Raw genomic sequence first — 13855 nt, forward strand, 5'->3', positions numbered from 1 at the left:
CAGCTTGAAGCTGGCGTCAAATTGTCGGCGCCTTCTTGTCATCTATCTTTCTTCCTCGTCGATTCCGGATTGTCCTCCTATCGACCTGTCCGAGGAAATTAGACCACCACAGTAACGGTGTACCACGCGGCCAAGGTGAAGTGTCCTCGAGTGCAGCGATCGCTTCGGCGAGGAAGAAGTAACGTCGTAACGTTTCGCGATGTCGCTGTTGCGACCGCGTCAGGTGCCTGCACACTTCGGCTTCAAGATAAGGAATAAAGTGGACCGTAAAGAGTTCCGCAAGGTAGGGAAAGCGCTTGCCGTGATCGAGGCAGTACCTGATGTACTTTGCCAGCACGACGGTGTAGGGAGCCCCGTCGAAATACGGATCTCGGTAGTAAGCTGCCCGCGCGTAACGGATAGCGCGCTCGAAGTCGCTCGCTTCCCAGTGTGCCGTCTTATCGAGCGGAGGGATAGGAATAGAAGGTTCCCACCAAGCGGGCGGGATTATCGGTCGCTTTTTTGACATCATGGCCTCCTACGAGCTCACCATCGGGATGATCTGAATCATAGTTCGCCGGCGGTGGCGGCACCGACTGCGGCCGTTCCTCGACACGCTACTCGCTTCAACCAGTCGGGGGCCTTGGGTTTAGGCGCGTAGGCTCTGGTGCGCAAAGCAGTGCCCTGGGACGATCCGACACGGAAGCACATGCTGGGCGGCTGTCACCGAACGGGCCCAGGCCATCATGGGGCTAATGCAGATGGCGCGCGCGCTGGAGCACTTGTGCGTTGTAGCTGAATTGCCAGTCTTGGATTGCCGCGCGCCAGTCGGCGAGGGAGCAGGCGCCCTGGCCACTGGCGGTGACGAGGCAATCTAATACAAACGACTCGATGACGGCGAAGACATGGGGATGCGCGACACAGTATCGGCTCACGACAACGTGAGTCCCATGCGCAGCGGCCCAGGACGAGAGCGCCCCAAGGTCAAGGGCTGAGTCGGTGGCCGTGTAGAGTCCCTTGATGACCTCCTCTCGCGAGAGGGCACGATCCAGCTATGCCGGAGTGCGTCGCCCGAGCGGTGCGCCGTCAATGTCCGTCCGTCGGCAACGGCCGTTTGCCACCTCGATTAGCTGATGCACGAATCCGCCGGGCAAACGCAGGGGCCTGTAGTCCGTTGACAGCAAGACGTAATTGCCAGGTAGCCATAGCTCCGGCAAGTGTTGGTAGGCAATCCTCCGATCGGGCTGGGCTTGCATGGCGTGACTCCGGTGCAGTTTGGCGTTTAATGGGTGTTTCGCCGTGTAATTAACGACTCATCGGCACGACATAGGATTCTGCAAAAGTGCGAGACTTGCCTTGTTGACAATCAGTCGAAGTTGTTCCATGTCAAGAGCGGGCCGGGCTTTACCGAAGACTCGGCGGGGGTAGCGGCCGGTCAGATAAAACTGCTGTTGGCAGGTGGCACCCTGCATCGGCGATGCGCTCGATGAAATCGCGCCTTAGATTTTCGAGGGTGATGAGGGGCAACCCTGCACGTTCCAAGAGGTGTAGCCATCTCGGCCTGATATTCAAAGCCTGACCGCCGGGGCTTTTCCCAGGAAACACCAGTAGGCCAGGGCACTGCTCGCGCCAGCGAGACATGGTTTCCCAGGCGAGATCGGAGAGCGGCAGGTTCCAGCGACAACCGCTGCGCGACGTCACTGACCATTCTTTCGGTGGCAGATCGACATCGCTCCAGGGCATATGCATGCTTTGGCTATATCCCGCGCCTGTCTCTCGCAGGAAGATGTAGATGACGGGGAGGTGGTCCACGAACGTTTGTTCCCACAGACTGGGCAACTGCACCCGATGGTGCGCGACCTGATCGAGGTTGTGCCGGTCCCGCGCAGCGCGCATGGCAGCGGCGCTTGTGTTCAATTCTTGGAGAATGGCCCAATGGTCATGGCGGGTGAGTTCCATGAACTGGCGCGGCGGCTTTAGTGGGAGCCGGGGCAGCGCGTCTGTGGGAAATTGCGCGAGGAGATCGAGGCGACAGGCGAAGTCCAGAATCTGCTTGAGCATCGCTCGAAGACTGGTGACTGTAGAGTCTTCATAGCTGAGGCGGGCTTGCTTATCCCATTCTGCGATGCGATTGGCATCGAGTTCGCAAACTGGCACGTCGAGGAGTGGTGAGAGTCCACGCCCACATTTTTTGAGCATGCTTGCCTTGTCTTGCCGCCGAGCGAAGATTGTCTCGCCATGGCGCGCTAGTATTTCGCCGACTGTGAGCTGGCTACCGAGAGTGAGCGACATCGAATGCGATCGTGACGACGGCGGACGGTTTGCCCGTTCAGTCGCCTGGACGAGGGGTGGCGGTATCTTGATCGCCGTTATCGTTGGCCGGCAACAAACGTGGCGCGATGGTCAAGAGCTGCGCAAGTTCGCCGCAGCACTTGCACTCCCACTCCTTGCGCGCCTGATGAAGAATCCGCACGCATCGGCCAAAATGCGCCTCACGCGGACCTTTCCCTTGCTTGCGCAATTCATAGTAGAGAGTCGGGGAGATGTGATAGTGCTGACAAAGCTGTTTGACCGTGAACGCCGGTCCATCCTCTGTGTCATCGAGATCCATGGAGTGCTCCAGAATATTGCCTGTCGCAAGTCGTCGGATCGACGCTCTCATCGACCTTAGTGAATGCGCTTCGGAAGATCGACGACAACTGGGTCCCGCTATTTGTCGTCGGCCATTGGTCACATTGGCCGATGTGTCTCAGTTAGGTGGGCACAAGGCATGGTTCTGAGTCCCATTGGCGCTCATCCGGGAGGAGGAGGTGTTGGGCGAAAGGCAAAACCGCCGGAAGACGGCAAGAGTCAGGTGTCGGCTGGCGGGCGCGTTCCGGCGGTGAGGGCAACTGCAGTCCAGGGCGAGAGGCGTTCTTGCGGTCGTCGTGTCGACCAGGCAAATCCGTTGCCGTCTTTAGAGTGAACGATCGGTTCGGCGACAGGCATCACGGGGGGAAGCCGAGGCAGTCATCCACGCCTCGAACCGGGTCGGACCACTGATAGGGGGCGCGATACGGCCGGTCGTTGTGTGGGCGGTCGGTCGTGTCATGGTGCGGCAAGGGCTAGTGCAGGGGCGGCGGCAGCCGATGAATCTCTGAGACCACACGCCCAGAGTCGAGGCGTTCGACGGAATCCGCCAGATGATCGGGCGCGACGGTCGCGTACCGTTGGGTCATCTTCGGATCGCGGTGCCCCATGAGGTGCCTTGGGTGGACAGAGGCGCCCTTTCATTGGGGCAATCCCAAACACCGGAATCGCGCCCGGAGTCCGTCGTACATCGACGGTGTGGTGTAGGACAGCAACTGCGGATTTCCTGCCAGTATTCGTGCGCGCAATCCATTTTCGCGACTTCATTACCTCCACCGCCTCACGAAGAATCTCGTTCTCCGTGGTCTTCTTGCCGAGCAGCCACTGCAGTTCACGCATTTGCTTGAGCGCATCACTCAGTTCGGAGGCGGGAACCACTTCCTCGCCAGCGCTGACCGCCGACAGGCTGCCGTCCTGGTACAGCTTGCGCCATTGGAATCGCTGGTTCGGAATCACGCAGTGCTGGCGGGCCACCATCGACACCGTATTGCCCGGCTCGCAGCTCTCGCGCACCATGGACAGCTTCTCAGCGTCCAGCGCCGCGTGCGCTCCGGCCCCGTCAACACTTCCAGGGGACGGGTCACCATGGGGCAGGAAACCGAAGGTCGGTCAACCGCCCTGGTAGACATTGGCCTCCGGCGAGGAGGTGCTAGGTCGATCCGAGCTAGGCTAGTTCTGAAGGAGCGCCCGGCTGGCCTTGTTCACGATTTGTCGAAGTTGTTCAATTTCTAGCGCCGGCCCGGGCTTCCCGAATACCCGGCGAGGATACCGGCCGGTCAGGTAAAACTGCTGCTGAGACGTTGCGCCTTGTTCGGCGATGCGTTTGATGAAGTCGCGCCTAAGGTTCTCTAGCGTGACGATAGGTAGCCCTCCATGGCGGAGGAGATGAAGCCACGCGGATTCGATACTCAGTGGCTGCCCGTCAGGGTTTTGCCCAGGGAAGACCAGCGCGTTGCCTGGGCATTGTTGGCGCCATTGGCCTAAGGTTTCCCAAGCCAGGTCGGATAGTGGCAAACGCCAGCGGGTGCCATCACGTGACGTTTGGGTCCACTCTTTCTCGTCGAGATCGACATCCGACCACGGCACACGAACGGCGAGGCCATATCCTGCGCCGACTTCCCGCAGGAATAGATAGATGACAAGGAGATGATCGACGAAGACCTGTTGCCGGAGATCGGGTAATGCGGGGCGATGCCTCAGAGCCAGATTGGCGTTGCCTTGGTCCCGCCTCCGGCGGAGGGCTTCCGTGCGCACGTTCAGTTCATGGAGGATGGCGCAATGATCCTCGCTGGTCAGCTTCAAGAATTGGCGCGGCGGACTCGGGGGCAGAGTGGGCAGTTCGGCCGGGGAAATTTGCGCGAGGAAATCGAAGCCCCAGGCGAAGGCGAGAATCTGCCTAAGCAACGCGGTATAGTTGATAATGGTCGAGACTTCACGGTCGACTTGTCTGTGCTCGCGCCACGCTGCAATTCGTCGGCCATCCAGCTCGGATACGGGCACGTCGAGGAGCAGGGCGAGTCCGACGAAGCATCGTTGGATCACCTCGGTCGTGTCTTTCCGTCGCCCGAAAATCAGCTCCCCATAGCGCTTCAGGAGCTCGCCGACCGTGAGGTTGATGTACCGTGTTTGTTGCATGAGAGTGATGGTGACGATTCTGCGAGCGCAATGCGCTTGGTCGTACCGGGTCCTTCTAGCGCGCTGACGTGCGATACCGGCGATATTCGTGGAACTCCGTGATCGAGTTGGCCGGGCCATCCGTTATGCGATCGATGTTTGCCTCACAATGGCGAACGGCAAGGGGGCCCCAAGTTCCTCGCATTGAACCTAGCAAAGGCGCTTCAGAAAGTCGCCGTCAACAGCCTCAAGCGATTTGACGTCATCGACACCGCTGCCGATGGTGTCGTGAGGTATCCGTGCAATGGTTCATCGGGTCCGACGGCAGTTCACTGCACGCTCGCAGCCTGGAGGGCAAGGGGTGGCGAGGCGTGAATTGCTGGGATGGGTGGTAAACATCAGGTTGCTGCCGAAGGACGACGACTATGCCGAGGCGGTCGCAATGGCCGTGCCGAGTGCCGGAGGTGCCGCCACACGATTTCCTGCTTGGCCAGCTTCACCGCGCCGCTGCCCGCGCCGCAGGCCGAACGAGCGCGCAGGCCTTCAACAAGGATTCCTGAGTAGCGATGAGCCGTTGGAAAGGACAGGGCGCGGCCCGGCTGGCGAGTCCCCAGCCGGGTCTTCATGCTGGGCCGCCTACTGTGGCGGCAGGGAACGACGAGTGCGCTCCGATACGGCGCGGCCAGCATCCAGGCGCTCGAGCGTGTCCGCAAGGTGGTCCGGCGCGAACGTGGCGTAGCGTTGGGTTACCTTCGGCTCCTCGTGGCCCAACAGGTCGAGCGGCAGGGGAAGACGAGTGCGTTCCGATACGGTGCGGCCAGCATCCAGCCGCGCGACCGTGTCCGCAAGATGGTCCGGCGCGAACGTGGCGTAGCGTTGGGTCATCTTCGGATCCTCGTGGCCCAACAGGTCGCCGACCGCCTTCAACGGGACGCCCCGCATCACCATTTGCGAGGCGAAATCATGCCTGAAATCGCGCCAGTCGAAATCGGCGACGCCGGCGTCGGCCAGGATGGTTTTCCAGGCTTTCCGGATGGTGCCGATGGGGCCGGTGCCGGCGCGGTTCGGGAACACATACTCGCCGGTGGACTGCGTGCGCCAGAGCGTGAGGACGTGAATGGCCTCGGCTGACAGGTACACGATACGTTCCTTTTCCGTCTTGCAGGTCTCCGCTTCCACAATGACGAAGGGACGAGGCGCCTCCAAAAAGACAGCGCTCCACTTGGTCAGTCGCATCTCCTGCTGACGCTCGCCGGTTTCCCGTGCCCAGATGACCATCGGGATCATCGGGCTGGTGTAAGGCACGAGGCGAAGATCCGGGAGCAGCGGATAGCCACGCGCCAGGTTTCTCGCGTTGCCGCGGTCGCGCTTGGCGCGTGCGGCTTCCTCGGCCCGATACAGGGCATCAAACAGCCGCTGCACTTCTTCCAAGGTCAGGACCCGCTTCCTCAGCGGCTCGGGTTTGTGCAGTCCTGCTCGATACAGAGGATGGACCGCGATAAATTTCTTCTTCCATGCCAGAGTAAACATGCAAGACAAAATGCCGAGATTTCGGTTGATGGTGCCGTTGGCCAGGCCGATCAGTCCCTTTCGTTTTCCGTGTCGAACCACCACGGAGTGCATAGTAGTAATCCAGTCTTCGGCGTGGCCAACATTAAATTCCACCAGCGGCATGTCGAGATAGGGCTTAAAGCTGGCTCGCAGTGTTTGGACGCGGTCTTTGCCCGTTTTGGCATGCGCACATTCCCACGTTTCGAAATGCTTGTCGATAAACCAGCCAATGGTCCGGGTGCTGGTGGCGAGGGCTTCGGCGTCACGCTTGGCTTGCTTTTCCTGCTGGACGGTGACGGGGTCGCGTTTGGTGATGGCCTCCTTTAGATCGTCGAGCGCCTTCACTCGTGCCGCCTCTGCCTCGATGGCCGGGAAGTGCCCAACGGTCAGTTTGCCTTGCTGCTGCTTGCCCTTGACCGTCTTGCCGGGCTTCAGATAGTGCTGAATAAATGAGATGGTGCCCTCGGCGGACACTCTGACGGCAAAGCCGCGCAGTTTGCTGTCTGCGTAGTTTTGCTCGACGCCTGTCGCTTTCAGGGACCGACAAAAATCCCGATCGATATATGTGCGTGTCTTGGCCATGTCTGATCTCCAAGTCATTTGCCCCATCGGCACCTTCACCATAGGATGCCGGGCAATCTGAGGGCAAAATCCGCCCGCGATCGGTCAGGTCTTCGGCAGACAAGGCTGGAATCATCGGCGCACGGAATTACCCGCCAAGCCCCAGAACTATTGGGATTCCGCGACCACGACGGAGTGCGCCAGACGATGGTGGACAAACGTCCCATTGCATGGTAAGCAAGTGCTCCTGCCTTCTAAGCGAGCGGTCAGAGGTTCGAGTCCTCTAGGACGCGCCAGTCTCGATGAGGCTCGAGTCATAGCGAGTCGGGCCAGCCGGGTGTATGCCAATTCATTGAATTTGCGCGACCGGCGTCAAGCGCCGAGCCGATCAGGCTCCGGGAACGGCCTGTGAGATCCTGAACGGCGTCTGAACCATCCCGTGAGCGACATGCGGTCGCGCGTCGCAGGCAATACTTCGTGCAGCATGTCGGCGGACAGAAACACTGCGATCCGGCTGCCGACTGGCGAGATGTCCTGCGTGCTCAAGCCCTCTGGATGTAGCCGCAATGCACCGCCGTGCTCGGGCAGCCAGTCCGCATTCAGATAGACGACGATGGACACCGTGCGGCTGTCGTCATCGCGAAACTGATCGCGGTGTCGCAGATACGAAGCGCCCGGGGCATAGTATGCGAAGTGGCTTTCGTATTCTTCGAGCCCCAGGAAGAGCCTGCGATTCAGCGCAATACGCAGCATTTCCATGATCGCCAGATACCGGTCTCGGGCTTCGGACTGGCCCGCCTCCAACCACTGAATCCGGTCGCCGCGCACATCGCGCTGCAGCGAACGCGCCGTGCCATGGCCGACACGCGCCATTGCGAGCGTCCCGTCCGCCGCAAGCGCGGCGCATTCCAACGCCAGCGCGAGCGTCAGATCAGGTGGAAGAAAATTGTCCTGTTCCGACCAGCCATGGTCATGAATGGCATCCACGATACGTTGATGATGTTTATCTCCGGAGGCATCGGAATGCACGGGCGGGGGTGATCGGGTCACTGCCTGTTCCTTCGAACGAAGGTGCTGGGTGGAAACTCGAACCGGCGTCCGAGGCGGGTATCGGCAGGGGCCTGATCTGACAGCCCCTCAGTCGGCCGTCGGTGCGCAGGCGCTCGAAACGGCTGCAAACTCGAAATGGGCCGCGGCATACATGGCATTGCATGCCCAGACCTCTTCGCCGCCCTTGTAGAAGGTGACCCATTTGCCGTCGCTGGCGCAGTGGGCGCCGGGGAACACTTCGTCATGGCCGTTTGGACCGTCCAGCAGGAAGGGCGCGTGGGGCGTGGCCCAGTAGTGGCCGCTCGGCAGGGGCGCGATAGTCGTTGGCATCCTCATCTGGCCCGGTGTGGAGTGACGCAAGGCGCAGTTCCGACCCCGCCATGACGAAACGGAGGTGGTGTCAATCCCACAACGGCGTAGCACCGTCTTGTGGCAGCTTCGTGTAGTCTCGCCAACCATTACCTCCTGCTATCCGGTGCGATTTCCATGGCACGATACCTTCAATTTGTGGCCCGGGCCTGCTGCGTCGGTGCCATCATCGTGATCGTCGCCATGCTCTCCCGGCAAGTATATCTGCACAATGCCGCGGAAGCGGGCACAGTCGACGCTGATCAGGAGCCTGCGAGCAAGATATTGATTCACTGCGAGACGATGCATGACCGCCTCCACAACCGGTACAGTTCCGCGGACACTGCGGATGCTGACGAGCCGCCTCGCGTTCGTTGCAGGGAGTCTTGAAGCCGGTGCTCCGGCATTCCACCACTGTCCTTCAACGCCAGGGACTCTGTAGACGAATCACCGCTTTCATCGAATCTCTTCCTCGCTGCGATGAAAGTCAGAACCTTTTATGCTCCCGACGCGCGCGGCAGTAAGACTGAGAAGGTTGTCTCCGCATCGTCGGACCGAATTTCGATCGTACCCTGGTGGGCCTTGGCGATTTCGCTCGCAATATACAGCCCTAATCCGAGGCTGCCGATTCGCTCTTCGTCTCTCTGCTGGTTCGCCCCTCGCGTCAGAGGGTCAAAGACGCGGGCCAGCATTTCCGCTCCGATTGCCACGCCGCGATTGCAGACATCGATGCGCACACGCGTAGCATCGCCGGTCAACGTCACGCGAATGGGAGCGTCCTGTGACCCATATTTGATGGCATTGAGAACAAGATTGCCAAGCAATTGCTGCAGACGCGGACCATCCCAGTACCCCTGCGAGTCACCACTCACGTTCCAATCAATTTGCCTGTCAGGATGAATGGCGCGCAACTCATCCACCTCGTCGGCAAGCACGTCCGCCAGATCGACATTCGCAGGTATTACGTTGATGCCCAAGCCAAGCTTGGTTCGGTTGAAGTCGGTCAGGTCATCCAGTAACGCCTGCATCCTGGCACCGCTGCGTATCAGGCGATCCGCGGCCTTCGATATCTGTTCGCCGGCATTGAGTATCGCCAGATGTGATGCGGTGACCTGAATCGCCTGCAGAGGGCTTCGCATGTCGTGCCCAAGCATTCCAAGCAGAAGATTCCGATTCTGCTCGATCTGCGCATTGAAGGAACAGACCGAGCCTGCAACGGCGTGATCGATGGCTTCGTTGAAGCGAACAAGGTCGTTCAGATCCGGCACGTCGGGCTGGCAATCATCCATCCATAGGCGAAGCACGCTAGCGCGCAGGGCGCGATATTCGGCGACGAGCTGGTTAAAGTTGAAGCCGGCTTTTGCTCGCAGAACGCCATGCTTCTGCGCAGCCACGTTTGCTGCCGGATCGACCGTGCCGGCGCCTCGTCCCATCGACTTTTCGCGTTGAGCTTCCCGAGATTGCGGGGCTTGCAGGTCCATCGCCACGTCCTGCAGTATTTCCTTTACATGCTCGCGCAGTTCCAACGATTCCAGATGTCCCGCTGCTGGCAGCAAAGTGACGGCGAAGGCCTCCCATTGCTTCGCAATCGGCTCCAAATCCCGCAGGATAAAGTCTGAAAGTCTCATGCCCGAGCCTCCGAATCCGGAATACAGGGTCACTTGAGCGTAGTCCGCGAACCGTAGTCCAGCAAATCCAGTGAATTGAAGCACAGGTAGTCTACGCGTCCTTCGCACCCGAGCGGCCATTCGCGCGAGACACGGTCGAGTGTCCCACTGTGGTCAGGAACCGCCGGCGGCACTTCCCGCCCGATCTCGGCCACCCGGCCAACACCGCATCGCAGCCAGCATGCGATTACCGGGAGGCGTCCGTGGTTCGTCCAGCCACAAGCCATGTACGCAGTTCGCCGATGCCCTTCGCGTTGATGGTTCCGCGCGCTTCCAGCAGGAATGGCTTGCCAAGCCGTTGCCGAGTGGCTTCCGTTATCTGAACGCGGCCGGCCACACCGTGGGATTCCATCCGGCTCGCAATATTGACCGTTTCGCCCCACAAGTCGTAGATGAACTTTCGTCGGCCGATCACACCGGCAATGACTGCGCCGCTGTGGATGCCAACCCGCAACTGCAAGTCGTAGCCGCTACGCTCGTTGAACCGGTTCAGTAATTCCATCATGTCCAGGGCCATATGGGCGGCCCGGGCTGCGTGGTCGGCAGCAGGGAAGGGCAGACCAGCGGCGGCCATATATGCGTCGCCAATCGTCTTGATTTTCTCCAGCCCACGGTTGTCGGCGATATCGTCAAAGTCGGCGAAGATCTCATTGAGTATGGCCACCAGTCGTTCGGGGCTCAGGGCAGGCGAGAAGCGGGTGAACTGAACAAGGTCGGCAAACAGCACCGAGACTTCTTCGAACCTGTCGGCGATGATTTCCGGTGGGCCGCTGGCGATAAGGTCGGCTCGCAGCTTCAAGCGTTCGGCAATAGGAGACGGCAGTACATTGAGGAGCAGCCGTTCGGTGACCTGTTGCTCGCGAACAAGCTTCTCGTAGAGGTGCCTGAGTTCATCGCTCTGGCGAACGATGGTTTCCCTGCTGGCTTCCAGTTCACATACCTTGCGCTCGAGCGCTTTGCCGTACTGCAAGGACTCGCTGTGCAGCAGGCGCACTTCCAGCATGTTCCGCACCCGCATCAGCACTTCGCCGAGATCGAACGGCTTGCTGACGAAGTCTTTCGCTCCGGCCCGCAGTGCGCGCAGTTTGTGATCGGGCTGGGCGGTGATGACGATCACGGGTAGGTAACTGTCCGGCTGGACGGACTTGAGGTGCTCCATGACCTCGAACCCGTCCATCCCTGGCATCTGGAGATCCAGCAAGATCAGGTCATAGTGGTTCCTGCCGTGAAGCCCGGAAACCATGCGCGGATCGGTGGTTGATTCGACGCTGGTATATCCGGCCGCGTTCAGCATCCGTTCGAGCAGCAGGACGTTGGCTTCCAGATCGTCAACGACCAGGATTCTTGCAGCCAGGATGTCCGATGGGTGGATCATGGCAAGCCAGTTCGCGGGACTGGGTGCTAGCCCTGCGCAATGAATCCTCGCGGCCGTTCCAGTGCGGCGTTCAGTGCATCCATGAATTCATGGATCCTGATGGGCTTGGTCAGGTACCGGAAGAAACCTGCCTTCATGCCTCGCTCGATGTCGCGTGGCATGGCATTGGCACTGAGCGCGATGACCGGAATATGCATGGTCATCGGGTCTTCGCGCAGGCGTCCCAGTGCTTCGATGCCATTGATGTCCGGCAGATGGATATCCATCACGATCGCATCGGGCAGGGAAGCGCGCGCGAGTTCGACGCCGAGAGTCCCGGTGGCCGCGGACAACAAATGGACGTCTGCACGCCGGGCGAGGAGTTGCTCCAGGAGTTTGAGGTTGGCGGGGTTGTCTTCCACGTACAGCAAGGTGTGCATCGTGGACGAGGCTTCGATTGGCGACCGGACAGGTGCGGCGGCCTCCGCGCTGTCGCCAGCCATGGCGGGAGGCGCGGCAGCAGGCAGTTCGACCCGGAACGTGCTGCCGACGCCAGGCGTGCTTTCGGCGTCGATGGTTCCACCCATCAACTCGGCCAGCCGCTTGGCCACCACGAGGCCAATGCCGGTGCCTTCCACGGGGCCGGCCTCGTGCCCCAGCCGGTTGAACGGCTGGAATAGCTGGGCCAGCCGTTCCGGTGTCAACCCTGCACCGGTGTCGCGCACGCTGACGCATACGCGATGCTCCGTCGTCGTCACCTGCACATCGACTGAGCCCTGGTCCCGGTTGTACTTGATGGCATTGGAAAGCAGGTTGAGGAAGATCTGCTTCAGGCGGGTTCGGTCGGCACGGACGAAGCAGGGTGCTTCGCCCGCGGGGAAACACATGCGGACCGTGCGTTTCAGTGCCTGCTGCTCAAGCATTGCGTGGCACTCGCGCAGGGTGTCGATGACCGATACCGGTTCGGGCGACAGCGACGCGTGACCAGCTTCTATCCTGGCCAGGTCAAGAACTTCGTTGATGAGTTCCAGCAAATGCCAGCCCGCTTTCAGGATCTGGTCGATGCTGGCCTGCTGCGACGCAGTCGGAGGCGGAGACTCGGAGGCCATCAGTTGCGCAAAGCCGAGGATGGCGTTCAGCGGATTGCGCAACTCATGGCTCATGCTCGACAGGAACTCCGACTTCGCATGGTTGGCAATCTCGGCAGAGGCCTGGGCCTGCTTCAGCGCTTCGATGTCGGTGCTGGAGGCCAGCCACTTTACGATGTTGCCGTCAGCGTCCTTCAATGGCGACCCGCGTTCGAGGTGCCATCGGTAGGCGCCATCGGATGCCCGTTTCAGGCGATATTCGATTTCGTACTCGCAGCCTCTCGCCACCGCGTCCGCCCAGTGGGCGATATTGCGCGCGAAGTCCTCGGGGTGGACGGCCGATTTCCAGGCGCCGGACCGGGTTTGCTCGAGACTGAGGCCGGTATAGCTCGTCCACCGTCGGTTGCAGTAATCGATGTGGCCATGCGAGTCGCCGGTCATGACCATATGAGGGATGCCGTCGGCGAGCAGCCTGAAGTGCGGCTCGCCCTGCCTGAAGTCGAGGGCGGAAGGATGATCCTTTCCCGATCCGTCATGAGGCGGCTTGCGCATGATCTGCCCCGCAGTCGGCGATCTGGCGTCGGTGTGCGAGAACCGATGTCAGGCCAGCCGAAATCGGCGTAAATGAGAAACCCGCAATCAGAATACGCGCAGCCGCCGCCGGTGCAAACCATCACGCACGGGAAGGCCGCGCCTGGATCGGAAGTCTGTCTTGCACCACTCGAGGCGGATCAGCCGATGCTGGATGCCACATCAATGCCGCGCAGGCGTGGATTCGGTTCAACATGTCGCCGGCATGGCTCAGGAACTCCTGGCGTGCCCGCCCCGTCAGCGTGACGGGTTCCATCAGCATGACGCTCAGCGGGTTCTGCGGCACGTCGTTGAAGCGGAGCTCGTAGTGCAGATGCGGTCCGGTCGCCCAGCCGGTCTGGCCGACGTACGCGATCAGTTGTCCCTGCGTGATGCGCTGGCCGGGCTGGATGCCAGCGAAGCCCGACAGGTGCGCATAGTAAGTCGAGTAGCCGTCAGGATGCTTGAGGATGACGATATTGCCGTAGTGATGGAAGCCTTCGACAGGGTCCTGCGCCTTAACCTGTCCAGCGTGATGGCCTGCGCGGTCAAGTTCCGGCCTATGCTCCGTGAGCGCCAGGGTTCGCTGATTACGCTGAGTTCGATCGCTGGCTTCCGGTCCGTGCGGGGAAACCCGGCCTAAGCCGCATCCAAGTCAGGCGTGGTGGGCCTGACCCGCACGCTGGGGGAAGCCTGGGCGGCTGATGGTATCCGCGTCAACGGCATTGCCCCGGGGCTGGTGGATACCAAGCTCACCAAGGTGACCACGGCTTCGCCGGCGCGGCTTGATGCAACGCTTTCGCGCGTGCCCCTCGGCCGCATGGGCTTGCCGCACGAGATAGCCGGGGTAGCCGGGGTAGCCGTTTTCCTGGCCTCACCCCTGGCCTCTTATATGGTTGGCGAGACCCTGCTCGTCGACGGCGGGTTGACGCTGGCCTGACCTC

Annotated in this window: 10 protein-coding genes and 3 pseudogenes; 1 reads left to right on the plus strand and 12 read right to left on the minus strand. The window is 60.8% G+C overall.

The window, feature by feature from the left end; all coding sequences use genetic code 11:
- Nucleotides 1-16: 16 nt before the first annotated feature.
- The 12 genes and pseudogenes from KHO22_RS00005 to KHO22_RS00060 form a co-directional block, all read right to left on the minus strand.
- On the minus strand, nucleotides 17-511 hold the full coding sequence (locus KHO22_RS00005; RefSeq protein ID WP_211945054.1) for a hypothetical protein: 495 nt from the start codon (nucleotides 509-511) through the stop codon (nucleotides 17-19).
- A gap of 872 nt (nucleotides 512-1383) precedes the next feature.
- Nucleotides 1384-2271 (minus strand): site-specific integrase, encoded by an 888-nt coding sequence (locus KHO22_RS00010; protein WP_211945055.1) that lies wholly within the window; start codon nucleotides 2269-2271, stop codon nucleotides 1384-1386.
- Nucleotides 2272-2308: 37 nt separating this feature from the next.
- Nucleotides 2309-2590, minus strand: a complete 282-nt coding sequence (locus KHO22_RS00015) for a MerR family transcriptional regulator (protein ID WP_211945056.1) — start codon at nucleotides 2588-2590, stop codon at nucleotides 2309-2311.
- A gap of 770 nt (nucleotides 2591-3360) precedes the next feature.
- Nucleotides 3361-3680: pseudogene (locus KHO22_RS00020) on the minus strand (transposase); the annotation flags it as partial.
- Nucleotides 3681-3777: 97 nt separating this feature from the next.
- The gene (locus KHO22_RS00025; RefSeq protein WP_211945057.1) at nucleotides 3778-4743 is read right to left on the minus strand and encodes a site-specific integrase; all 966 of its coding nucleotides are present in this window, start codon (nucleotides 4741-4743) and stop codon (nucleotides 3778-3780) included.
- A 615-nt stretch (nucleotides 4744-5358) separates the two neighbouring features.
- Nucleotides 5359-6855, minus strand: coding sequence for a site-specific integrase (locus KHO22_RS00030; RefSeq protein WP_211945058.1), 1497 nt, complete (start codon nucleotides 6853-6855; stop codon nucleotides 5359-5361).
- A 351-nt stretch (nucleotides 6856-7206) separates the two neighbouring features.
- Nucleotides 7207-7884, minus strand: coding sequence for a 2OG-Fe(II) oxygenase (locus tag KHO22_RS00035; protein ID WP_211945059.1), 678 nt, complete (start codon nucleotides 7882-7884; stop codon nucleotides 7207-7209).
- A gap of 87 nt (nucleotides 7885-7971) precedes the next feature.
- Nucleotides 7972-8214, minus strand: coding sequence for a hypothetical protein (locus tag KHO22_RS00040; RefSeq protein ID WP_211945060.1), 243 nt, complete (start codon nucleotides 8212-8214; stop codon nucleotides 7972-7974).
- A 515-nt stretch (nucleotides 8215-8729) separates the two neighbouring features.
- On the minus strand, nucleotides 8730-9860 hold the full coding sequence (locus KHO22_RS00045; protein ID WP_211945061.1) for a sensor histidine kinase: 1131 nt from the start codon (nucleotides 9858-9860) through the stop codon (nucleotides 8730-8732).
- A gap of 226 nt (nucleotides 9861-10086) precedes the next feature.
- Nucleotides 10087-11274, minus strand: coding sequence for an adenylate/guanylate cyclase domain-containing protein (locus KHO22_RS00050; RefSeq protein ID WP_211945062.1), 1188 nt, complete (start codon nucleotides 11272-11274; stop codon nucleotides 10087-10089).
- 26 nt (nucleotides 11275-11300) lie between these two features.
- Complete coding sequence (locus KHO22_RS00055) at nucleotides 11301-12893, minus strand: hybrid sensor histidine kinase/response regulator (protein ID WP_211945063.1); 1593 nt, start codon at nucleotides 12891-12893, stop codon at nucleotides 11301-11303.
- Nucleotides 12894-13107: 214 nt separating this feature from the next.
- Nucleotides 13108-13398: pseudogene (locus tag KHO22_RS00060) on the minus strand (M23 family metallopeptidase); the annotation flags it as partial.
- Here KHO22_RS00060 and KHO22_RS00065 point away from each other — a divergent pair.
- A pseudogene (locus KHO22_RS00065) lies at nucleotides 13291-13851 on the plus strand (SDR family NAD(P)-dependent oxidoreductase). The pseudogenes KHO22_RS00060 and KHO22_RS00065 sit on opposite strands and share 108 nt — an antisense overlap.
- The last annotated feature ends 4 nt before the right edge of the window (nucleotides 13852-13855 follow it).

Origin of the sequence: Cupriavidus yeoncheonensis, from assembly GCF_905397275.1 — a bacterium.
GTDB lineage: Bacteria > Pseudomonadota > Gammaproteobacteria > Burkholderiales > Burkholderiaceae > Cupriavidus > Cupriavidus yeoncheonensis.